This is a genomic window from Streptomyces sp. NPDC024555, from assembly GCF_055559335.1.
Genome location: NZ_JBVHKV010000027.1, coordinates 81184 through 102427, shown reverse-complemented (window position 1 = coordinate 102427; position 21244 = coordinate 81184). Strand labels below are relative to the sequence as shown.

The window sequence follows — 21244 nt, the reverse complement described above, 5'->3', positions numbered from 1 at the left end:
GGCGCATCTTCCGCAGGTCCCGATGCAGCCCCAACCGCATGACGTCAATCGCCAAGGCCATCCTCACGCTGGAGCGGCAACGCTGAAGAAGCTCATTGATCCAGCGGTGGGGCGTGGCTCGGGACACCGCCCGCCGCGCGGTGCGGTACCTGCGCGAACTCGGGTACGTCTACACCGTGCCGCAGCGAGGCACGTACGTGCGCGACCGCAGCGAGGACGAGCGTCAGGACGTGCAGTAGCCCCGTCCATGTGCCACGGGGGCAGCACACGGACGGGGCCGCTAAGCCCGCCGCAGATGAGCCGGCGAGCGCCCTGCCTCTGTCGCGTCGCCGCGATCACGGTGGAGACCAGGGGAAGGGGTGCGCCGGGTTCCTTGGCCCGGCGCGGGCACCACTCACCGCCGAGGGCGGCACCCCGCATACGAGGGCGGACGGGAGCGAGAGCCTGGGCCCGTCAGCTCAGACGGAGACACGTTCTGCCCCTTGCTCAAGGCTTGTCCCATCGGTCGATGCCCATCACCGCGTTGGCGGAGAGGGGGCTACTCGTGGCGGGTTACGCGGCCATGGTCGGTGTACTCGCGCCGGAACAGGTCGTGCCCAGTCCGGCCCGTATGGCGAACGGCCCAGTCCTGGGCATCGTCCGGGACACCTTGGGGCCCAGAGTCCTCACCGCATTCTACTGCTGCGCAGAAGAGTTGAGCCGTGATCCCGCCATCCGGCACGTGCGCGATGGTGTGGTCCACGAAGCGCATGACGGTGCGGGTCATCCGAACGCCTCAGCAGGCAGCTCCGGCCCTTCCTCAGCGTCGTCCTCGTCGTCCTCCTCGATGCCGTCGATTCCCAGACGGGCACCACGACTCCCGGCGACACGCAGAGCGTCCCCGAGACACTCAGCCAACTGCCGTGCCAGGTAACGCATTTCAGGTTCCGTGGCGCGAGGGTTCGACAGGAGTTCCTGAGCATGGAGAAGCACCTTCTCGCCAATGCCGAGTTGCGCGACCTCCATGTCATCCGCCAGACGGCTGAGCACGCCCCCGGCATCGTCACTCTGGAGCAGGCATTCCTTGCCATCCGGAGTCTTCCACGGCAATACGCGAATCACGTTCCGCCCGCCGCTCTCCTGATTTCCCACTTCTCTCCCTCCACCTTCTCCGTGCTGCACTCAAGGTAGAGGAAGTGGTGAGGCGTGCCGCACAATATTTGCGTGGTCGGGTAAAAGTCATGAGCGGAATGCTTCGGCCCACTTCGCCAGTTGTACTCTGAACTTTTCGCCAAACAGTGCATAACCCTCGTACACGGAAAACTCTTTGAGGTACGAAGACACGTCCCGATGGTCACGAAAAACCATTGCGCCCGTGGAAGTCTCGACCGTGGCCGTGCGCGCATCGTAAACGGTGAAGGTATTCAACGGGCACACGGGCATGTGGCCGCCCAGCGGGATAACACCGATACGGACATTGGGGAGGTGGCTCACAGAGATCAGCCGGTCGAGTTGCATGGCCATAGCGGCGCCGTGAACGTAGGGCCACCTAACCGCTTGCTCAGTCAGAATGAACGTGAACCGCTTTGAGGTGTCGTAAAGAACTGCCTGCCGCTCCAGCTTCTTCGTAATGGCTTTGCTGTGGTCTCCGGGGATGCCGGCGAGACTGGCTCTCACGTATTCAGGGGTTGCCAAGAGACCTGTCACCATGGACAGGAGGAAGTATCGAAATTCCGTTGAAGACTTCTCGAACCCTGCCAGCTCGTTCTGCTTTTTCTCCAGGCCCGTACGGCGCTGGGACCAAACATCTTGCCATTCAGTGTTGGCAACCCGAGCAAGTGCCGTGACCTGTGCGACAAGTTCAGGCGGGGCGTCCAAGGCCCGTAGGATCAGTTCTACGTCTACAAGGCTGGGCGTAAGTTTCCCGCCCTCGATATTGCTCACCTTGGTCTGGGACAGATTACAGCGCTGAGCGAGCCGGGTCTGAGTGATCCCGGCCCGCTTGCGGAGCCCTCTGAGCGTTTCGGCCAGGTCAGCCTTGGATTGACCTAGCTCCTCTGGATTAAGCGTCAAGGCCCTTCACATACTCCTCAAAGGGCACCGATTCTGCCAGCGCGATGCGCTGGTACTCGATATAGGGCTTCACGTCGCCCTCGTAGACCTCTCGGCTGATCTGTGTTCCGTCAGCCTCGTATTTCATGAGCACGACCTGCGACCTGTCGAACATCCAGAAGTCTTGAACATCAGACAGCGGATTAGTTCGATTGGTCACATCCATGATGCGGATATCCTCACCCGCCCACGCGTGCGCCAGATAGTACATGAATTCGTACCGGAGGTATTCAGAGAGTGGACGTGTGACGACATGGACGCGCCCCTTCGATCTTCCCTCCCTGCGCAACCGCTTGAGGTCTTCCGTGTAATCGTTGGAATGTGCGCGTGGGTCGATGCGCTCCCCTGCACGGAACCGCTGAATCTCTTCAGCTTCTTGGGGGACGTTGTAGGCGGGCAGCGTTTCGAGCCTCCACGCCTCTGAGCGGAAGTCGCGGAATTTCGCCTGCCAAGCCTCACCATCCAAGAGCACGGAAAGCCTCCTTCAAGACTGCTTCGGGAATTTCGACCAGGGCCTCACCGGTCGGAGGTGTGAAGACGTTCGACAGGTCGCCCTGAACGATGATGGAGCCCTTGGCCGTTCGATAGAGGTTGGGGCAGTCGTTCTGATTGCACTCCGGGTCATTCACGTTGCCGGTCAAGCGGGTGAGTTCCTCGCGTGCCATGCCAAACCCCCTTGTCGTGGCCCCGGTTGGGGCTGGTGAGTACGACATTACGAGGGGCAGGCGGGGGCGTCTATGCGACAACGCCAATATTCGCGTTGTCGGGTAAGGATCTTGAACAGTGACGTTCGCTGGCCGGACCTGCCAGAACGACAGAAGCCCCCGACAAGCACCCAGTGGGCAGCTATCGGGGGCAGGGGTGTGCAGGCCGGCCCCAGACAGGTGCGACAGCCCACGGAGCGTCCGGGGCGGGCCGCTGCCTGCTTCGCCTTGGGGTCAGTCCCACACGTCCGAGTCGTCGCCATCGTCCGGTTCGGAGGCTGCGATGGCAGTGCGGGCGCTGGGCGAGAGGCCCAACTCCCTGATGTAGCGGGCAAGTTGTGCGCGGTATTGGCCCGCAATGGTGGTGGCGCCGTTTTTCTGCCACCCTCGCTCACCCCGAACGAGCAAGCCGTGCTCTGACAGCTCGCGCTCGCATTGGTCGATACGCGCTGCGGATATGCAGTAGTCCTTGAGGACCGTGGTATCCACCTCACCGAGCCCGACCGCGATTTTCAGGACGGGGACAACGCGTTGCCATTCGTGTGAGGCAACGAAACGACAACGAGCGTTCACAGACTCCTGTTTCGGGTCGCCCACTGGTCGGAAGGTCTCGCGCCAATCTGGCTCGGCCAGTTCCGAGGGAGGTACGGCAGCACTCTGCGGTATGGGGCGCTTTCCGGGATTGCCCTCCCGGATCACTTGCAGTGCGGGCTTCTTGCGCCAGGGGTCAGCCAAAGTAAATTCCTTTCGATATTCGAGCAGCACGCAGGCTCGCGCAAACTGCTTTAGTAGCGGCGAGAGTTTGCGTCCTCCCTGCCGATCTGGCAGGCGAGGGATGGGGAGTACCCCCCTGGTCGGGCCGTGCCCTATGTCCGAATTGGCTTCGCGTTCGCGGCAGCCCAACCGCCCGGTTGCCGCTTAGCGGTCTCCCTGTTGTGACACAGCGTGCACAGCGGACGAAGACGGTTGAACGCGTCCGGCTCGGCGACCCCTTGCGCCACCAGCTCACGCCGGGACAACGGGAAGTGGTCAGCGACCGTCGCCGTGCGACCGCACAGCAGACACCACGGATGCCGGTACAGGAACGCCTCACGGATGCGCTGCCACCGGGTCGTGTAGCCCCGCTCGGTGGACGTACCGCGCCGTTGCTCGGCCTCTCGACGGTGCGCCTCACAGCGGCCACCGCGGGGGGTCAGCTCGGGACACCCGGGGACAGAACACGGGGGGCGGGGTCTACGCGGCATGGTTCTCCCCAAAATCTAGCGAGGCTCGTCGACCATAACGACACCAAAGAAGAGACAACTGTCGTAAGTGATCAATTTCGATCAAGGGTTTGCAGGGCTGGTGCGCAATGCGTTCGATGTCCGTCATGAAGGAGAAGAACGCAGACACACCGCCGCCTGTTTTTGAACTCCGCTGTGGGGTGGTACACGTGACCATCCAGCGCGTCCCCGGGTGGCTCGTTGCTCTGGCCACCGCATTGGGCGGGGTGACTGGAACGTGGTGGACACAGCGCTAAGCCACGTGCCCGAACTCCGTTGCCGTCTTGAGCTGGTGGCACCCGTGGCACAGGACTTGAACGTTCGAGTCCACGTCTTCACCGCCGAGGGCGAGGGGCCGGACGTGGTCCACGTCCACCCCGTCCGAGGGAAAGTCGCCCAAGCACCAGTCACACCACGCCGAGCCCCGTTCCTGCCGATGAACCAGGAGGACGGGGCACACCGCTCTATTTCTCGGTGGGGCCACTCGGTGGGATCACCGGGGGATCAATCGGAGTGCCGTCCGGGTGCCGGGGCGTGAGGTCAATAGCCATGAGCCGGCCAGCACGCCGAACTCGCTGAACTCCCCTCGGCATCACGGTCTCTGCGTCCATTGCAGTATCGGCCCAAGCGGGCCGCCCCTCCTCATCTCGGGGGAAGTGTGGGTAATCTCCGTTCGGCCCGGGGTCGAGTGCGTCAACCGCCATCATCACTCCTTCCTGTCCAGGAACTCATCCCGGGTCTTCCGAAGTTCGACGGCAAACTCGGCAGCCTTTTCCGAAGCCATCGTTTCGGCATGGTCCTCGATATTGCTCAGGAGGGCGATTGCATAGAATCGCTGTTCGGGGACGGTCACGACTTCCTGCAATGCCTGCTGTGCTCGCTGGGCTTCGTCCAGAACGTGCCTACGCTTGTGGCGGGCTGCCCGGAATTCGACATAGGCGGCGAACCAAGGTTCTTCGGCAAGCAGTTCATAGAATCGGTTGCGGGCATCATCGCCGGAGTGGGCCGCCTCGTCGGCTCGGGAATGCCACGTTTTGGAGAACTCGCGGTCATACACCGCCCCGCGCTCGGCCCGGCGAGCCGCTTCCGCCTCCTGCGCCGCTTCCAATGCGGCCTGCGCATCCGCGAGCGGGGCGGAGATCTTTTCTGCCTGAGCCTGGAGCTTGGCTACACGCTCGGCGGCCTTCTCTATTTCGTTGATGGTCACGTCAGTTGGCACCCTTCGTCACGTCGCGGCCATGCTCGGCGGCAACCTTCTTGTCGTTCTCGTAGTAGCCAAGGCTCATCCGCACGGTCGTGCCGAGGCTTTCGAACACGTCGGGGCGCGAGTCGCGCAGCGCGGCGACTTCTTCCATGCGCGCGTCCCACTTGAACGCGTCGGCTCGGCTCTGCCCCTTGTCGAGCTTTCCGTCCAGGAATCCAGTTCGGCTGAGGTACTTGTTCATGTCATTTCCTTTATTGTTTCCGGGCATGAAAAATCCCCTGCGTGAGGCTCGGCAGGGGCTCGTGAGTGAAACTGTGATCTTTTGGGCAACGGCGCGTGTTATGCGGTAGCCCTCTGCGGGCGCTTGATCAGGGCCCGCGCGGCCATCTGCGTTGCCTGGTAGACGTCCGTGCGGCACTGCGCCGAGCAGTAGAGCGGACGGCGGCCCCGCCCGACGTAGCTGAGTTCGTTGGAGCAGTCCGGGTGTGCGCACATGCCAGGCCCCGTGTCCTCAGCTCGCTGCCGTGCGTCGGTGACGAGTGCAAGTGTCGTACGCGTGGCGGCCTGGTCGCCGTTCACGGCGTTCTGTGCGGCGCTCTCTGCGCGTCGCAGCAGCGCGCAGACCTCTATGTGTCGCGTGGTGTCCATGGTTCCTCTCGGGCAGGCGGAGTGGCGTAAGCGGTCCGTCAGTGTGGGCCGCTCCCTGGTTCACAGGCAGTAGGGACCGAAGGTTGTCCGCAAAACGATTCAGGTCGGACGAATCAGACATCAAGTGTGATGCAAGTAACATTTGAATGGTCCGGAATCGTCGGCACGGACTGAACAGCGGACGCAGAGCGGCGAAGGGGTGTTGAGGGTGACGACAGGGGCCCCAGTCTCTCTTCTCTCTAGGTTTTTCTTGGCTTCCCCAAAAACAGTCGAAGTTCGACACCCTCAACACCATTTCGCCCCCGCTGTTCAGCCGCCCCGCCGACGAGCGAAGGCGCGTACGCCTGCCTGCGGGCACACCGGAGCCCCGGCGGGCACGGGGCCCTCCGGGGCTCTTGGAGGGGCGTAGGAGGCGTGTCTGGGGCTTACGCGGCGACCAGTTCCCGGGCGGGCTCGGCGACCGTGGCGGGCTCGACCAGGTGCACGGACGCGCCCTCGGTCGGGGAGTCTCCGCGTGCCACGGACTCAAGGGCTGATGCCTCACCCGCGAGGGCTTCTGCGGCGGGGTCCAGCTCCCCGGACATGGTGAAGTCCACGCGCCGAGTGTCCAGCTTCCGCCATCCGCCACGGGTGCCGCGCCGCACGTCCAGCCGAACCCCCGCTTCAATCAGCATTGCCCGCCGGCCCGCCGCGTCCTTCTCGGCCCACTCATCGGCGAACGTCCGGCCCGTGTTCGTAACGATGCGCTGCGGCTCGGTCTTCTCCCGGGACTCCAGCTCGGCTATGCGGTTGTCGAGCGCGTCCGCGCGTTCCTGCCATGCCCGCGCGGCGTGCTTGGACTTCTGGCGCCCTTCCTGCTGCTGGTGTTCCTCGAACTCTGCGACGGTTGCGCGCAACTCGGGCTCCGGGTCGTACCCGGGGATCTCGACTACGTGTGTCGTCTGGACCGGCCCGACCGCCCGCAGGAACTCGGCGGTGGTGTAGTCGTCCGCCCAATCGGCGCGCACGTTCGCGGGCAGGGGGCACGCGTCACCCCGGGCGTGGCTGTTGCACTTGTAGAAGTCGCTCACGCTCGCGCCGTTCCGGGTGGGCTTGGACAGGTACATCCGGCCCCCGCAAGAGTCGCAGTGGATCACGCGCAACAGCAGTGCGTCCGTGTCCGACCGTTCGCGGTTGTCGATGCTGCGGGAGTCGAGCACGGCCCCGATGCGGTCGAACTCCTCGCGGGTCATGATCGGCTGTGTGGTGGCCATGACCGGGTTGCCCTCGGCGTCCCGGACGGGGCGGCCCTTGTGCATCTTCCAGCCGAGCAGCGTTTCGTTACGCAGCATCCGCGTGATGACGGCGGGGGTCCACTTGAACACGTCACGGACGACGTGAGATCCCTTGGCCCCGCCGGTCTTCCCGCCCGTCTCGCGCTCCTTCTTGATGGCCCAGTGATCGCGCGGGCTGGGGATGGAGTCGGCGTTGAGACCCGCCGCGATGGCGGAGACGGTTGCCCCTTCCAGCAGCTCACGCACGATGCGTTCAATGACCGCCACGGCGTCCGGGTCGGGGACGAGCGTCCAGCCGACACCGCCGAACTCGGCGGGCATGGGGGCGGGCATGTAGCCGTACGGCGGACGACCGCCACCGCGCCACCGGAGCGGCATCCGGCGGATGGCTGCCATGGCCCCGGTAACGCGGTCCTTGATGCTCTGCGACTCCACCTGTGCGGCGAAGGCGAGCATCATCATTTGGAACTCGGCCATGGGGTCCATGGGGTTCCGGAAGTCAAAGACGAGCTTGCCCCCGCCGATGCCCTCGGCGAACACGAGCATCTTCCGGTGATCGCGGGCCCACTTCGCCAGCTCGTGCATGTGCGCCATGGACCGGATGGCCCGGTCAAAACGCCACCAGACAAGCGCGTCGTACTCGTCGGGCCGGTTGAGCCACTGTCCGAGCTGAGGGCGGTCGAACGGGCCGAACGTGGACGCGCTCACGTCCAGGTCTACGGCCTCGCGGAGCGCGTCACCGGACCCAAAGTCGATGTTGAGTTCTGCCGCAACGCGGTCGTCGGCCTCGCGCTGCCGCTCGGGGCTGGTGGTCTCGTCGGTCAGAACGGACAGGCGTACGCACCGCACACCCCGGAGGGTCCGCGTTTCGTAGACCGTGCCCGCGAGGGGGTTCCGGGGTGCATGGGTCATGCCCCCTGTAGGGACCGAGAGGGTTCCAGCCTCGGAAACGTCCCTGACCAGCGTCGATGCCGCCATGGTTACACTCCAGAACATGACCTATGGAGTGTTGGGAGACCCGGAGGGCAACGAGTTCTGCGTCCTGTCCGAGCCGAAGGGCTGACCGGCACCGCCTGCCCCGCCCGGCGGGCGGCGGTTCACTCCCCGGCCGTCAGATCGGGCCCGAGCCAGGTGCCTTCGGCCGGACCGCCGCCGAGGTACTCGACGCCCTCCGGGTAGTTCCTGAACGCGGGGAGGAAGTACGACGCGTGGCGGCCCTTCTCCGGGTCCGGCAGGCGCGGGGGGTCGAGAAGGGCTTCGAAGCGGGGGCGGGCGGCGGCCGGGAGGCCGCCGTGGTCCAGGTGGTGGCGCGCCAGGCGCCGGACCAGTCGGCGGGCCAGGTCCCCGCTGTCGGCCTCCCGGGGCAGGACGAGGGTGAGTCGGTAGAAGTCCAGCTCGTCGGGCCCGTTGTCCTGCTGGCAGACGACCACCAGCTCGCAGTCGTTGAGGAAGCTCTGCTTCGGGCGGTACGACACGGTGGTGATCCACGGGTACCGGATGTGCCCGGCGAGCGTCCGGCCCAGGGAGTCCGGCTCGTCGACGACCACGATCAGACGGGCCCCGGTGAGGTGGAGGCTGACGTCGTGCAGCCGCCATTCGGTCTCGGAGCTCATCCCCAGGGCCCCGAGGTGGAATCTCTCCTTCTTCCACGACGCCACGCGGACCGCCACGGGGGCGGGCGGTTCCCCGTCGTACGGAGTGAGCAGGAGCCGGCGGTCCGGGCCGAAGCGGGGGTGCAGGCGGTCGGAGAGACCCGCGCCGTCGGCGGTGTGCCGGGACATCATCATGAACGGTTCGTACGTGGTCCGGGCCGCGGGCCGGGGGCGGACCGGGGGCTCCGGCGCGGGCCGGGGCTCCTGCGGGCGGCGGGCCGGAGGGAGGGGGACGTGCGGCGGCGCGGCCGGTTCCCGTCCGGGGGCGGCGCCGAGGCCGACGTAGGCGTACGCGAGGAACGCGAGCGGCAACGCGCCGCTGCCGTCGCGCCAGCGCCGCAACTCCGCACGCTGGACGGCGCGCAGGGCCGCGGCGGGTTCCGTGTGGCGGCGCAGGGCGTCGACGAGCGCCAGGTCCACGCGGGTCGTGTGCTCGGCGTCGGGCACGGGGAACAGCGTGCAGTAGACGTGCCGGGCGCCGCCGTGGATGACCGCCGCCCCCAGGCCGAGCCACTCCGGGGTGTCGAGCGGGGCGGGTCCGTGGCCGTGGTCCGGACGGCCGTAGAGGCCGAGGCTCGCGCAGGCGGCCAGCACGACGCGGTCGGGCAGGGAGTGGAGCGGGGCGCCGGAGTCGTCGGTCCGGTAGAAGTCGTGCAGGGCGAGCGGTCCGTCGGCGAACCGGAAACCGGTGCCTCCCGGGTCCTCCCGGTCCGGCCGTACGACATGGCCGGCGAGATGGAGGACGGTGTCGTCGGTGCCGTGGCGTGCCACGAGGTCGGCGAATCCCCGCTTGGTGAGGGGGCGGGGGGCCGTTTCGCTGTCCGGGGGCACTCCGGCGATCGCGTGCTTCAGATCGTGCGTCCTCGGGTCGGAGGAGGCGTGCGGTGCAAGGACGGAGAGGACGCGCGAGGGCGGCGCCCCGTCGCGCGGGACCGGGTCGCCGCCCTCCCGGACGGTGAGCCGCCGCCGCTGGGAGAGCAGCGCGATCGACGGCAGATACGACAGCTGCGCGGCGTCCATGACAGCGCGCCCCGGTGTGACGGGCAGCGCGCAGACGGGTACGAGGGCGAGGGCGCCGGTGGGGGCGAGGGCCAGCGGAACCGGTGCGCGAGAGGCGGTGAGGGCGTCCCTGAGCACGGTGGGGATCAGCGCCGGGCCCAGTCCGCCGAAGACGCGGTCCCACACCTGCCCGGCGGTCTGGTACCCCCGGACCGGATCGTCGGCGCCGGGAGCGGCGAACGCGCTGCCGCGGAGCCTGCGCCCGGCCGGTGGCGCGCCCGGCACGGCGACGGGCAGACGGAGGAGCAGGTCCTTGAACGCGTCGGCGAACCGGTCGTGGGGGTGCCGCTCGGCGTGCCAGTCGCCGGAGGGCGTGCGCACCGCGTGGTAGATCCACTCCCCGGCCCGCGCGTAGCTCCAGTACCATCCGCCCGGGATCATCAGGTCGAGTTCACCGTCGAGGTCGACGGCGTTCGCCTCCGCACCGCCGACCCAGGAGGCCCGTTCCACGAGGACGGCGCGGTCGGTCAGCAGCGGGTCGGTGCGGCCGCGGTCGTCGCTCGGCCCGTCCTCCGGCGCCGTCCCGGCCCCGGGCGGCAGCCCGGTGCTCGACGCCAGCGCGTCGAGCACCGCGCGCAGCCGGGCACCGGGTGCGTCGGACTCGACCGGGACCGACTGGGAGCGCACGGTCTCCAGCAGCTCCGCGACGAGGGCCGGGTCGTCGACGGCGAGGTCGAGCGCGAGGGCGTAGACATGGGCGTGGGCTGCGATCCAGTGCGCGCGCCACCGCGTGGTGGGCAGTTGGTAGCGGACGTGCTGGATGGCGTGGAGACTTTCGAGAACGTTGCCCAGGGCCTCCTCGCGCATGCCGACGGCGCGCTGGATGTACGCCAGCACCGCGTGGGCCTGGGCCTGGAGGTGGGGCGTCTTGGACCTGCTGAGCTGGCTCAGCACGTTGTCCATCAACGAGGCGGCGTAGTCGTAGCGTTCGTGCTGTCCGTCCTCGTCGACGCGCATGGTGTCCGGGTAGCGGTCGGGGTTCTCGATGACATCGAGGTACAGCGTCGCCAACAGCAGGAGTTCCGCCGCGTGTTCGGCGACCGACGCCTCGTGGACCGGCTTGCCCTCGGTTCGTTCGTACTGGTCGGCCAACTGCTCGACCACGCCGACGGTGTTGCCCGCCTCGTGCATCAGACGCAGCAGATACCGCTCCGTCCTGGAGAGGAGCAGCATGTTGTTCGTGCGGATCGCGGTGTGCCGGGTGCGGCACACGATGCGCAGGCCCTCGACGCACCGGGCGGGGTCGGCGAGGTCGGCGGTGAGCGCCTCGATCATCCGCAGTTCGGCCTCGGCCGCCCAGTAACGGCAGCGCGGCGCGCCCCCGAGCAGGTCCAGGGCCTCCCGCCAGCGCACCTCGGCCGCGGCCGGCTGGCCCGCCGCGAACAGGACGTCACCCGCCTGCAGCGCACACCAGCCGCGGATGCCGGACGAGCCCCCGGCGGCCAGGGCGCGGGCCTCCTCGGACAGCACCATCGCCGTACGGAACTCCAGGCCGGCCACGGCGGCGAGGGCCCGGCACTGCACGACGACCGGGCGCAGCCGGTCCGGTACGTCACCCGGCGCGCCGTCGGTGAAGCAGGCGGTCCGGGCCCGGTCGTCGCCGGTCGCCTTGTCCACGGCCAGAACGACGGAGGCCGCCACCGGGTCCCAGAGGGCGCGGAGGAGGAACCACCGTCCGAGAAATCCGGCGGGGTCGCCGGCGGACGTTCTCGCCACCAGCCCCACCTCCTGGACCGACAGGATCAGACGGGCCTGGAAGACGAGGGCGCCGACGCCCGCCGCGGGCACCAGCAGCACCGGCCGTTGCCAGCCGGCCCAGGCGCAGAGCACGACGAACACCGCGGCGGCCACTCCCCTGCGCCACCCCAGTACGGCCCACGTCCCGGCCGCGAACCAGAGAACGGCCCATCCGGGGGCCGCCACCAGCAGACAGGCCCCCACCGCCACCCCCACGACCGCACACCGGATGGCGAGCGCCCGCCACCACAGCACGCGGTCCCGGACCGTGTGGAGGTCGCACGCGTGCAGCCCGATGCGGGACTCCCGCGACCGGCCCCGGCGGATGAAGGGCCAGGAGCGCACGGCCCGGCCCAGGAGGCGCAGCCGGGTGCCGATGCCTTGCCCGCGCCCGAACAGCAGGCACAGCGGCAGCGCGTACTCGACGACGTCCTCGTCGTCGCCCCGGTTCCGCCCGGCGAGCCAGCCGCGCAGCTCGTCGACGGCGTCGTCGCGGAAGGGGTCGAAGGCCGACAGTTTCATTCGGGCGTCAGCTCCCGTCGGATCTTCAGCAGACGGTAGTAACCGGCGGAGCGGCGGTCGGCCCTGCGGTCGGCCTGCAGATCGCCCTCCGTCAGCAGCGGATCGCCGACGTCCCCGCGGATCTGGAGGAGGGCCAGACGGCCGTCCGGCAGATCGATGAGGCGGCACACCAGGGCCGCGGCGACCAGCGGCCAGGGAATGCCCAGCACCACGGACACCGCCACGAGCACGGCGTCGATGCCCAGCCGGAGCGGCGGGGTGGCGTGATTGCGGCGCACCGACAGGCTGATCAGCCAGAGCGCCGACCACGGCGTCACCGTCCACGAGGCCCGGACCAGCACGGCCAGCGCGGCGAAGATGCCGAGCTGGTGCCACCACGCCACCACGAGGTGCAGCCGGAGCAGATGCCCCTGCACATGCGAGGACAGGTGCGCCGTACTCGTCATCTGGGAACGCCGGCTGATGTGCCGCCCCTTGCGCGGCCCGATCGCGCGGTGCGGCGCCTGGAACCGGTACGGCTCCGGCCGGCCGCTCCGGCTCGGCGAGAGCACGGGCCCTCGGTGGTTCGACTGGCGGTCGTCGGCCGCGACGTCGCGCCGCACGCCCATGGCCTGCGACAGGGCGACCCGTACGCTCAGCCCCATCTGGCGCACCACCCCCCGCGTCGCCTCGTCACCGCCGCCGGCCTCCAGGCACGCCATGAGCAGATGGGCGGTGTCGGCGGTGTCGTCACCGGTCCTCCCCGTCCAGTACCCCAGCCGCGCGAGCACGGCCGCCGCCCCCGGCGCGAACGGCACCGCCCCCGCCCCCGCCCCGGCGGCGGCCTCCCCCACCGACCGATAGGCCTCGTCCGTGAGGAAGTGGTGCCACGCCGCGGCCCGCATCACCAGCCGCGCACGGGTGTCGGAGGCGCTGTCGCACGCCACCGAGAAGAACAGATGCCGCACCTCGACCGGCCCCCCGTCGTCCCGGGCCAGCACCCGCGCGGTCTCCACACACCTACGCAACGCACCCGTGCGCGGCACGTCCTCGGCCTCGGCCTCTTCGCTGGTACGGCTCACGTCTCACCGGCTGTCTCTTCGGCGGTACGACTCAGGGTTCAAGGGCCGCCTCCCCGGCGGCACGGCTCACGGCTCACGGCTCACGGCTGTCTCCTCGCCGGTACGGCTCACGTCTCACCCGCGGCCGCTCTCGGACAGGGGCTCACACGTCCTCGGACGTCCCGGTGCCGTCCTCCCCGAGGTCGGCCCAGGAGACACGGACGAGCTCCGTCTCGTCCGGCTCGTCCCCCTCGCCCCACTCGTCCGCGTCCCGGCCCCCGCCCTCGCCCCCGCCTCCGCCTCCGGCGAGTTCGTCGTCGTCATCGCGGAAGACCAGGTCGTACCCACGCAGCGGCCGCTTGCGCAGCTGCACCGCGTTGAACAGCGGCGTGGCACCGTCGGGGACGAGCACGTCCGCCGCGATCCCCTGCCGGCGGGCGACCGCGTACTTCGCCGTCGCCCTGGCGAACGGCAACGGGCCGGTCAGAGCAGCCGTGCTGACCTGGAGATCCAGCCGCGCACCCTTCCGCTCGGCAACCAGAATCACGGTCGGCCCGGTCCGCACGACCTCGGTCACCACCACGTACTCCAGCCGCCAGTCCCCGCTCTCGTGACGCGCCCGCAACGCGGACTCCAGCGCCGGAATGTTGCCCACCGTCTCCTGCACACACCCCGCCGCCTGGAACAACGTCGCCCCGTCCCGGGCGAAGGTGACGGACACCTCGCAGAGCGCATCCTCCGCGGACGCCCCGAGCCGCGCCCCGGTGTCCACCGCGACACAGTCGGCCGATGCGTAGTTGATGTCGGCGAACGGACTGTCCTCGCCCCCGGCGAACGGAATGCCCAGCTCGGCCAGGGTCGTCAGCTTCCTGAACCGGTGCCCCGAAAGAACCCCCACGTCCCCGACCGCCATCCGCGTCGACGGCAGCCAGCAGGCGAGGTACTCGAAGTTCGTGTGCATCTCACGCGTGTACATCTCAGGGATGGACGCCATGCCCCACCTCTCAACCGACGATCCCGCCCGGCCCCGGCGCAGCCGCGCCCGCATGACCAACAGCCTTGCTCAGACGGGACGTTGCCACCCTTCCCGCGACAGGCTACGACCGCCGGACCGGATATGTACCCCGTATGCCGGTGAATCCCCGACCACGTGACACCGACACGTATGACGATGCAAAGGCCATCTATGCCCGACATGCCCTGGAATCCCCTGAAGCATCCCCGTGGACCGGCGCTGAAGCCGTGCCCTCCGCCCTTGAGAGACTTCGAGAGGGGTGAGACGCCCAACCGTGGCCTCCTACCGGTACCGGCTGGCCTACTCTGGGCGCTCAGGAGGTTACTGGGGTGGGGGATGCGCTGCTCAGAGAACTGGCCGACAGGGTCAGGGCCTTCGGTAACGGCGAGGTGCCGGATGTCGTACTCGACGGTGCGGGGGTCAAGGCCGCCGCAGAACTGATGGCGGTCGCGGGCGAAGCCCTGGACGAGCGAGGGGCGGTGGACACCGACGTCCTGCACACAGTCGCGGCGTACCACTGGGCACGGTCCCTCGCCCACGATGACGTTGCGTTGTCGACCGCCGATCACAAGATGGCGATGCATGTCTTCGGCCTTCTGTATCTGGTCGATCACCGGCGTGTGCCCCGCGCGTTGTGGTCCGAGCTCACCGAGGAGACCGGGCACGATCCGTGGCAGGACCCTGTGGACCACGCAAGCGATCTCGTCCTGGATGTCGAGGAAGGCGGCGATCCGTCCGTACTCGACGAGGCGATGGCCCTGCTCCACAGCTCCCCTGCCGGCCCCTACCGCGACACCACTCTGGGCCTCGCCCTCCGCTACCGGGCGATGGTCGCCGACCGCCCGCTCGCCGACCGGCTGGCCGATGCCGACTCCGCCGTCGAACTGCTCACCGGTGTGGCCGCGCTTCCCGAGGAGTCGCCCACCCGGCGGGCCCGACGCCGCGTGAGCCTCGCGGGCGCCCACATGGAGCGATTCGGGCTCTCTGCCGACCACGCCGACCTTGCCGCGGCGGAGTACGCCGCGCGTACGGCGTTCACCGAGGCGGCAGAAGGCTCCACCGAGCAGACAGATGCCGCAGCGAGCATCGGCGTGTCTCTCGGCCGCCGTGCTGAGGAGACCTCCCGTCCGGAAGCGGTCGGCCTGCTGCGGGAAGCCGTCTCCTGGCTGCGCCTGGCGGTCGACCTCCAGACGGCCTCGGGACGGGAGTCGGACCACCGCACGAGCCTCCGCAAGGCCATGCAGCTCCTCCTCGCCCGTACGGTTGTGGGCCCCGAGGAGGAGGGGAAAGGTGAGGTGGCAGAAGCCGCCCCGTCGCTCGCGGCAGACGAAGCGCGCCAAGCCCGGACCCTCGCCGAGCTGGGCTCGAAGATCGTCGCGCGGATCATTCCGGAGGCCGACGCGGTCCGTCGTGCCGTGGACCCGGCCTTCGCGCTCTCGCGGGAGGCTGTCGACGCGGTGGTGGCCGGCGCCATGGGCCTCGTTGGCTCCGGCGCGCCTCAGGACGCGGTGCCCGCGCTCACCCTCGCTCTGGTGGCCGCCTCCGCAAGGTGGGGAACGGTGCCCGAGAGCCCTTGGTGGAGGGCTGCCGACGCGTATGTCGAGGCCGCGCGTCTGAGCCTGGTCGGGCGTCCCGACGGGATGCTGTTCCGACGCGCCCACGACACCGTGCGGACTCAGATCGAAGTACTGCGCGAACGCGACGAGACCGACGAGCTCGCCGAGACCCTCTTCGCTGCCGGACTGCTGCACCTCAGTCCCTATTTCGGCGACGTGCCGGGGATGGGCTTCGACAGCGCACTCGGCGTCCGGCGGGACCGTCAGGACCGATATCGGTCCCTCTACCCGGACGACCCCGCCCACGCCGCGGGCCCGGACATGCCGTCCCCCGCGGAAGCTGCGGCGGCCGCGGTCGAGTACCTCGGAGATGCCGCGGATCTGTCGTCGGGGCATGCGCTCGGGCGAGTCCTCAAGTCCCTGGCCGAGGCGTTGTCCTTCCTCGCCGGGATGCGGGAGGAGTCGTACGACCGGGAGATCCTGCTGACCGCCCGGAAGGCGTTCGACATCCTGGACCCGCGGCGCGATCCACTGGCCCGTCTGTACACGCTCCGCATCCTGCACCTGTCCGGCGAAGTCGCCCTCCCCGACGGACTGCCCGGCCTGCTTCCCGTCCCCCTCGCTGCCGTCCGGTCGCGGCAGGGCGAGCACGAGGCCTCATGTGTCTTCGCCGAGGCACTCACCCTCGCCGACGAGGCCCACCGGCTCGACCTGCAGGCTCAACTGCTCGACGCGGCCGACCGCGAACTGCCGGATCTCTCGCTGGACTCCCACCGCCGACTGCGCTGGGCCCGCGAGGTGCACTGCCTCGCCGACGACCGGCTGGCCTGTTTCCCTGAGCCGGTGCCGGTGGACGCAGTCGCCGCCGAGGTACGGTCCCGCGCATCGGCCGAGGGGTGGTCCTCCGCCGGACTCGCGGCGACATTCATTCATCTCGCGGCCCATGCCGATCCGGCTGAGACCGGTGACGCTGCCCGCGATCTCCTCGAAGAAGCGCGGCGGTTGGAGTCGGGGCTCTTCCTGCGGCACGCCGACGCGCTGCGCTATCTCGACGCCGTACTCGCTCATGACCTGGGCGTGCGTGCCGAGAGGGACCAGCAACCGGAGGTCGCCGCCCAGGATTTCGCATCCGCCGCCTTCCAGTTCAGCCTGTGCGGTCAGATCGATCTCGCCCTCGCCTCCCTCGATGCCGGGCTGGGGTGTGCCCACGCGTGCGACGGAAGGGAAGCCGATCGAGCGGCCCACGCGCTGGTCCCGGCATCCGTGTTCCTACGCCACGGAACGGACGAGACGGTGGACTGGAAACTGCGGGACCTCTACCAGTCGCTGACCTTCAAACTGACCGACACCACGGTCGACCTCTCCGTCCTGTCCTCAGTGCACCAAGCCGCGAAAGGCATGGACTTCACCATCGCCGCGGACCACCCGGGCCCGCTGAAGTTCACGACGGCACTGGACCGGATCCTCGCTCGGGCACAACTAGAGGAGGCCGCGCTGCCCGGCCCGCTCCCCGACTTCGAACTGCCCGGCGGGGCCGAGGCGGCCATGCTGTTCTACCTGGGTTCCGGCGAGGCCGAACCGGACAGCGATGCCGAGGCCGAAGTGCGCAACCTGCAGCGTGCCGCTGATCGCAGGGTCAGCCGGGAACTGCGCACGTCCCGGCAGCCCGCGCACCTCCCACTGCTGCACGTCGACGAAATCCAGGCCCTGCTGCCCGATGAGACGGTGCTGCTCTCGCTCTTCCTCAGCCAGGTGCACCACCAGGGCTCGGCCAACCCCGTCATGGCCCTGCAAGGGCTGGCGATGACCCGCGAGGGCCTCTCCTGCCGCACGACGGTGTTCCCGGACATCGAGGGCGGGCTGTACCGGGTGTTCAAGGCCGGCCACACCCTCAACGTGTCGCACGCGGCCCCACAGATCGCGGAACTGCGCCGCGAGATCACCGCCGACCCACTGCACCGCCACGTGACCCGCACGGCCCAGCAGCTCCTCACCCACGACTCCCGCACCTACCTGGCCGGGTTCACCGATGCCCTGCCCTCCTGGCTCCACGAGGGCAAGACCCATCTGTGCGTCTGGCCGAACGGCCCACTCCACTACCTCCCCTTCCACCTGCTCTCCGCCGACAGCCGCCTGGTGGCCGACGACTGGACCGTCACCCAGGTGCCCAGCCTGTCCTTCCTCAGCCGTCCGGCCCGGCCCACCTCGCACTCGCCACGTCAGGCGCTGGCCGCCTTCGCGTTCGACAGCGGCGGCACGGACTCCCTGGAGGCCCACACCGCACGGATCGCCACCTCAATGGGCGACGCCGACCAGGTTCTCGGGGCGGCTGCCACGCCCCGCCGATTCCTCGAAGCGCTCCCCGGAGCCCGCTACGTACACGTGGCGGCCCACGGGTCGCACAACGAGTGGGCACCGTGGCACCAGTGCCTGTATTTGGCGCCGGATCCGGACAACGGCGACGACGGCCGGGTCTTCGCCCACGACATCCTCACCTCCGACCTGCGCGGCGTCGAACTCGTCACCATGAGCGCCTGCGAGTCGGCCCTCGGCCGCTTCGACATCAACGACAACCTGCATGGCCTGCCCGCCGCCTTCCTCTCGGCCGGTGCCGCCGCCATCATCGGCTGTCTCTGGCCGGTCGCCCCCGGCGTGGCCACCGAATTCTTCGGCACGCTGTACGAACAGCTCGCCGCCGACCCGGACCGGCGCCGCGCCTTCCGTACCGCCCAGTCCGCGACCCGCGCCCGCCACCCCGCCTACCGGGACTGGGGCGCCTTCTGCTTCATCGGCGACTGGCGCACCACCACCGATCCCTCCCCCGGAGCCATCGAATGACCCCTCTCGACGAGCCGACCGAAGCAGCAGCAGCACCGGCCTACGACATCGACCTCGTGCCGACCCTCCTCCTGGGCACGCCCACCCCCCAGCCCTCCCTGACAGGGCGGATCTCACTGGGCACCCCGGTCGTACGTCCCCTCACCGCCGCGCAGGCCGCCGAGGGCGACGAGGACTGGGCGGACTTCCTGGAGTCGCAGGCCGGCCAGTACGATTACCTGCTCCTCAGCCTGGTCTGTTCGTTCCGTCCCTCCCCCGACGGAACTCCCTTCGTGGACGCGGGCATCGGTATCCGGCTGGAGGCCCCCGGCGAGCCGGCCGACCTGCAGCCGATCGCCTGGTCCATCTCGCCGAAGAAGCGAGCCTTCCCTGTGACGCCTTCCACCCAACTGAAGTTGACCGCCAAGCTCATGCTCGTCGAAGCCGGTGTGGAGTACACGCCGGAACAGGGCGGTCGTGAGGAGCTGTTCGTGGTCGGCATGGGCGAACGCGACAGCGACCCGGAGTGGCGGTTCAGCGCCACCAGTGGCACCCCCCTGGTCGGCGACGAGTCACTCGCCCTCATCGTCCGCGTTCCCGCCGGTGTGCCGGCACGGGCCCACATCACGTTGGCCGCGACCGTCAAACAGCGCCGCCTCGGCCTCATCCCCTACCGGGCCGTACTACCCCCTGCCCTGCGAACCATCGACTTCCGGTAATCGCGGCGCCCACGATCATGGAAATCCTCCGGCGCACGCAGATCAGCCAGACGAGACGAACAGAAACTACGGATAAATGAAAAAGCCCCAGGTCACGGCGAGTGAGTCCTGGGGCTGATCCGAGCCGCCTTCGGGATTCGAACCCGAGACCTACGCATTACGAGTGCGTTGCTCTGGCCAACTGAGCTAAGGCGGCACGCCCTGTCGCACCATGGTGCGATCAGCAGCGTCGCCAAGTCTACACAGTTTCCGGGGGTGCTCCGCACCAGGCCGGTTCGGGGGCGTTCGGGCTGGTCAAGGGAGGGGGTGGGGTGGGGTCAGGTGCACTTCGTGCCGGGCTTGGGCGGGGTGCCGTCGAGGAGGTAGGTGTTGATGGCGGTGTCGATGCAGTCGCTGCCGCGGCCGTAGGCGGTGTGGCCGTCGCCCTCGTAGGTGAGGAGGGTGCCGGAGGAGAGCTGACCGGCGAGGGACTGGGCCCACTTGTACGGGGTGGCGGGGTCGCGGGTGGTGCCGACGACGACGATGGGGGCGGCGCCCTCGGCCTTGATGCGGTGGGCGGTGCCGGTGGGCGGGACGGGCCAGTGGGCGCAGTTCAGGGCGGCCCAGGCGAAGCCGCGGCCGAAGACCGGGGAGGCCTTCTCGAAGGTGGGGAGGGCGCGGGTGACGGCTTCGGGCGAGGTGAAGGCGGGCGGGAGGTCCAGGCAGTTCACGGCGGCGTTGGCGTACATGAGGTTGGTGTACGTGCCGTTGGGCTCGCGCTCGTAGTAGCTGTCGGCCAGGGAGAGCAGGCCGGAGCCGTCGCCCTTCTCGGCGCCGGCGAGTGCCTCGCGGAGCTGGGGCCAGGCCGTCTCGTCGTACATGGCGGCGATGACGCCCGTGGTCGCGAGGGACTCCCCGAGCAGGCGGGAGTCGCCCGTGGGGATCGGCTTCGCGTCCAGGTCGGCGAAGAGCCGCTTCAGCCGGTCCGCCGCGTCGTCGGCCGATCCGGTGCCGAGGGGGCAGTCCTTCTTCTTGACGCAGTCCTCCGCGAAGGAGGTGAACGCGGTCTCGAACCCCGCGGTCTGGTCGCGGTTCATCTCGACCGACGGGAGCGAGGGGTCCATCGCCCCGTCGAGGACGAGCCGCCCGACGCGGCCGGGGAACAGCTCGGCGTACGTCGCGCCCAGGAACGTCCCGTACGAGGCCCCGACGTAGTGCAGCCGCTCGTCGCCCAGCAGGGCGCGCAGCATGTCCATGTCGCGGGCGGTCTCCACGGTGGAGACGTGCGGCAGGATCTCGCCCGAGCGCTTCTCGCAGCCCGTGGCGAACGTCTCGAAGGCGCCGCTCAGCTTCGCGATCTCCGCCCGGTCGTCCGGCGTCTGGTCGACTTGGGTGTACGCGTCCATCTGCGGGCCCGTGAGGCATTCCACGGGTTCGCTGCGCGCCACGCCGCGCGGGTCGATGGCCACCATGTCGTAGCGGGCGCGGACCGGCGCGGGGTATCCGATCGCCGCGTACCCCTGGAGGTAGCCGATCGCGGAGCCGCCGGGGCCGCCCGGGTTCACCAGGAGCGAGCCGATGCGCTTGCCCGGCCCGGTGGCCTTCTTCCGGGAGACCGCGAGCTTGATGGAGTCGCCCTCGGGCTTAGCGTAGTCGAGGGGGGCCTTCATCGTCGTGCACTGGAATCCGGGGACACCGCAGTCCCGCCAGCTCAGATGCTGCGCGTAGAACGGTTCGAGCGCCTCCGGTACGGCCGAGGGCGACGCCGAACCCGCCCGCGCCGGGGACGGGGAACCCGTCGTCGAGCTGCCGCCGCTGCAACCGGAGGCGAGGAGGCCGAGGGTGCCGAGGGCGAGGGCGAAGGTACGGAGCGGGCGCCTGGAGTGCATCTCCGGAGCGTAACCGTCCGGCGACGGCTCGCCCGATTCCCTGCTCTTTCGGGTGATTCAGCGCTTCCGGCCGACG

The 21244-nt window shown here is 69.1% G+C and carries 17 protein-coding genes, 1 tRNA gene and 1 pseudogene; 4 read left to right on the top strand and 15 right to left on the bottom strand.

Annotated features, from left to right (window positions below; translation table 11 throughout):
- Both ACZ4FH_RS33495 and ACZ4FH_RS33490 read left to right on the top strand, forming a co-directional pair.
- Positions 1 to 86, top strand: a pseudogene (locus ACZ4FH_RS33495) (IS5/IS1182 family transposase); the annotation flags it as partial.
- A 27-nt stretch (positions 87 to 113) separates the two neighbouring features.
- Complete coding sequence (locus ACZ4FH_RS33490; protein WP_467309535.1) at positions 114 to 239, top strand: hypothetical protein; 126 nt, start codon at positions 114 to 116, stop codon at positions 237 to 239.
- A gap of 299 nt (positions 240 to 538) precedes the next feature.
- Here the strand turns inward: ACZ4FH_RS33490 and ACZ4FH_RS33485 are convergent, their stop codons facing one another.
- The 13 genes from ACZ4FH_RS33485 to ACZ4FH_RS33425 form a co-directional block, all read right to left on the bottom strand.
- Positions 539 to 751 carry a DUF7848 domain-containing protein gene (locus ACZ4FH_RS33485; protein WP_467309538.1) on the bottom strand — a complete coding sequence of 71 codons (213 nt, stop codon included), beginning with the start codon at positions 749 to 751 and terminating at the stop codon, positions 539 to 541.
- Positions 752 to 762: 11 nt separating this feature from the next.
- A complete protein-coding gene (locus ACZ4FH_RS33480) occupies positions 763 to 1131 on the bottom strand; it encodes a hypothetical protein (protein ID WP_467309534.1) in 369 nt (122 codons plus the stop codon).
- A gap of 87 nt (positions 1132 to 1218) precedes the next feature.
- Positions 1219 to 2052, bottom strand: coding sequence for a helix-turn-helix domain-containing protein (locus ACZ4FH_RS33475; RefSeq protein WP_467309533.1), 834 nt, complete (start codon positions 2050 to 2052; stop codon positions 1219 to 1221).
- The gene (locus tag ACZ4FH_RS33470) at positions 2042 to 2563 is read right to left on the bottom strand and encodes a DUF6879 family protein (protein ID WP_467309532.1); all 522 of its coding nucleotides are present in this window, start codon (positions 2561 to 2563) and stop codon (positions 2042 to 2044) included. The genes ACZ4FH_RS33475 and ACZ4FH_RS33470 overlap by 11 nt, the downstream gene beginning before the upstream one ends.
- Positions 2547 to 2756, bottom strand: a complete 210-nt coding sequence (locus ACZ4FH_RS33465) for a hypothetical protein (RefSeq protein WP_467309531.1) — start codon at positions 2754 to 2756, stop codon at positions 2547 to 2549. The genes ACZ4FH_RS33470 and ACZ4FH_RS33465 overlap by 17 nt, the downstream gene beginning before the upstream one ends.
- A gap of 273 nt (positions 2757 to 3029) precedes the next feature.
- A complete protein-coding gene (locus ACZ4FH_RS33460; RefSeq protein WP_467309530.1) occupies positions 3030 to 3560 on the bottom strand; it encodes a phage terminase small subunit P27 family in 531 nt (176 codons plus the stop codon).
- A 750-nt stretch (positions 3561 to 4310) separates the two neighbouring features.
- A complete protein-coding gene (locus tag ACZ4FH_RS33455; protein WP_467309529.1) occupies positions 4311 to 4517 on the bottom strand; it encodes an HNH endonuclease in 207 nt (68 codons plus the stop codon).
- Positions 4518 to 4763: 246 nt separating this feature from the next.
- Positions 4764 to 5264: a hypothetical protein gene (locus tag ACZ4FH_RS33450; RefSeq protein WP_467309528.1), complete on the bottom strand. Its 501-nt coding sequence runs from the start codon at positions 5262 to 5264 to the stop codon at positions 4764 to 4766.
- A 1-nt stretch (position 5265) separates the two neighbouring features.
- Complete coding sequence (locus tag ACZ4FH_RS33445; RefSeq protein ID WP_467309527.1) at positions 5266 to 5502, bottom strand: hypothetical protein; 237 nt, start codon at positions 5500 to 5502, stop codon at positions 5266 to 5268.
- 832 nt (positions 5503 to 6334) lie between these two features.
- Entirely contained in the window at positions 6335 to 8095 is a 1761-nt protein-coding gene (locus tag ACZ4FH_RS33440; RefSeq protein ID WP_467309526.1) for a recombinase family protein, read from the bottom strand.
- Between the two features lie 185 nt (positions 8096 to 8280).
- Entirely contained in the window at positions 8281 to 12153 is a 3873-nt protein-coding gene (locus tag ACZ4FH_RS33435) for a CHAT domain-containing protein (protein WP_467309525.1), read from the bottom strand.
- Positions 12150 to 13214 (bottom strand): hypothetical protein, encoded by a 1065-nt coding sequence (locus tag ACZ4FH_RS33430; RefSeq protein WP_467309524.1) that lies wholly within the window; start codon positions 13212 to 13214, stop codon positions 12150 to 12152. The genes ACZ4FH_RS33435 and ACZ4FH_RS33430 overlap by 4 nt, the downstream gene beginning before the upstream one ends.
- Positions 13215 to 13356: 142 nt before the next feature.
- On the bottom strand, positions 13357 to 14187 hold the full coding sequence (locus tag ACZ4FH_RS33425; RefSeq protein WP_467309523.1) for a hypothetical protein: 831 nt from the start codon (positions 14185 to 14187) through the stop codon (positions 13357 to 13359).
- 350 nt (positions 14188 to 14537) lie between these two features.
- Between ACZ4FH_RS33425 and ACZ4FH_RS33420 the strand changes: the two genes are divergently transcribed.
- Together ACZ4FH_RS33420 and ACZ4FH_RS33415 are read left to right on the top strand one after the other, a co-directional pair.
- Positions 14538 to 18602 carry a CHAT domain-containing protein gene (locus ACZ4FH_RS33420; protein ID WP_467309522.1) on the top strand — a complete coding sequence of 1355 codons (4065 nt, stop codon included), beginning with the start codon at positions 14538 to 14540 and terminating at the stop codon, positions 18600 to 18602.
- Positions 18599 to 19300, top strand: a complete 702-nt coding sequence (locus tag ACZ4FH_RS33415) for a hypothetical protein (protein ID WP_467309521.1) — start codon at positions 18599 to 18601, stop codon at positions 19298 to 19300. The genes ACZ4FH_RS33420 and ACZ4FH_RS33415 overlap by 4 nt, the downstream gene beginning before the upstream one ends.
- Before the next feature lie 122 nt (positions 19301 to 19422).
- On the opposite strand, the gene ACZ4FH_RS33410 is transcribed toward ACZ4FH_RS33415, so the two are convergent.
- Positions 19423 to 19496: transfer RNA gene (locus tag ACZ4FH_RS33410), tRNA-Thr, on the bottom strand.
- Between the two features lie 121 nt (positions 19497 to 19617).
- Positions 19618 to 21168, bottom strand: coding sequence for an alpha/beta hydrolase (locus ACZ4FH_RS33405; RefSeq protein ID WP_467309520.1), 1551 nt, complete (start codon positions 21166 to 21168; stop codon positions 19618 to 19620).
- Between the last annotated feature and the right edge of the window lie 76 nt (positions 21169 to 21244).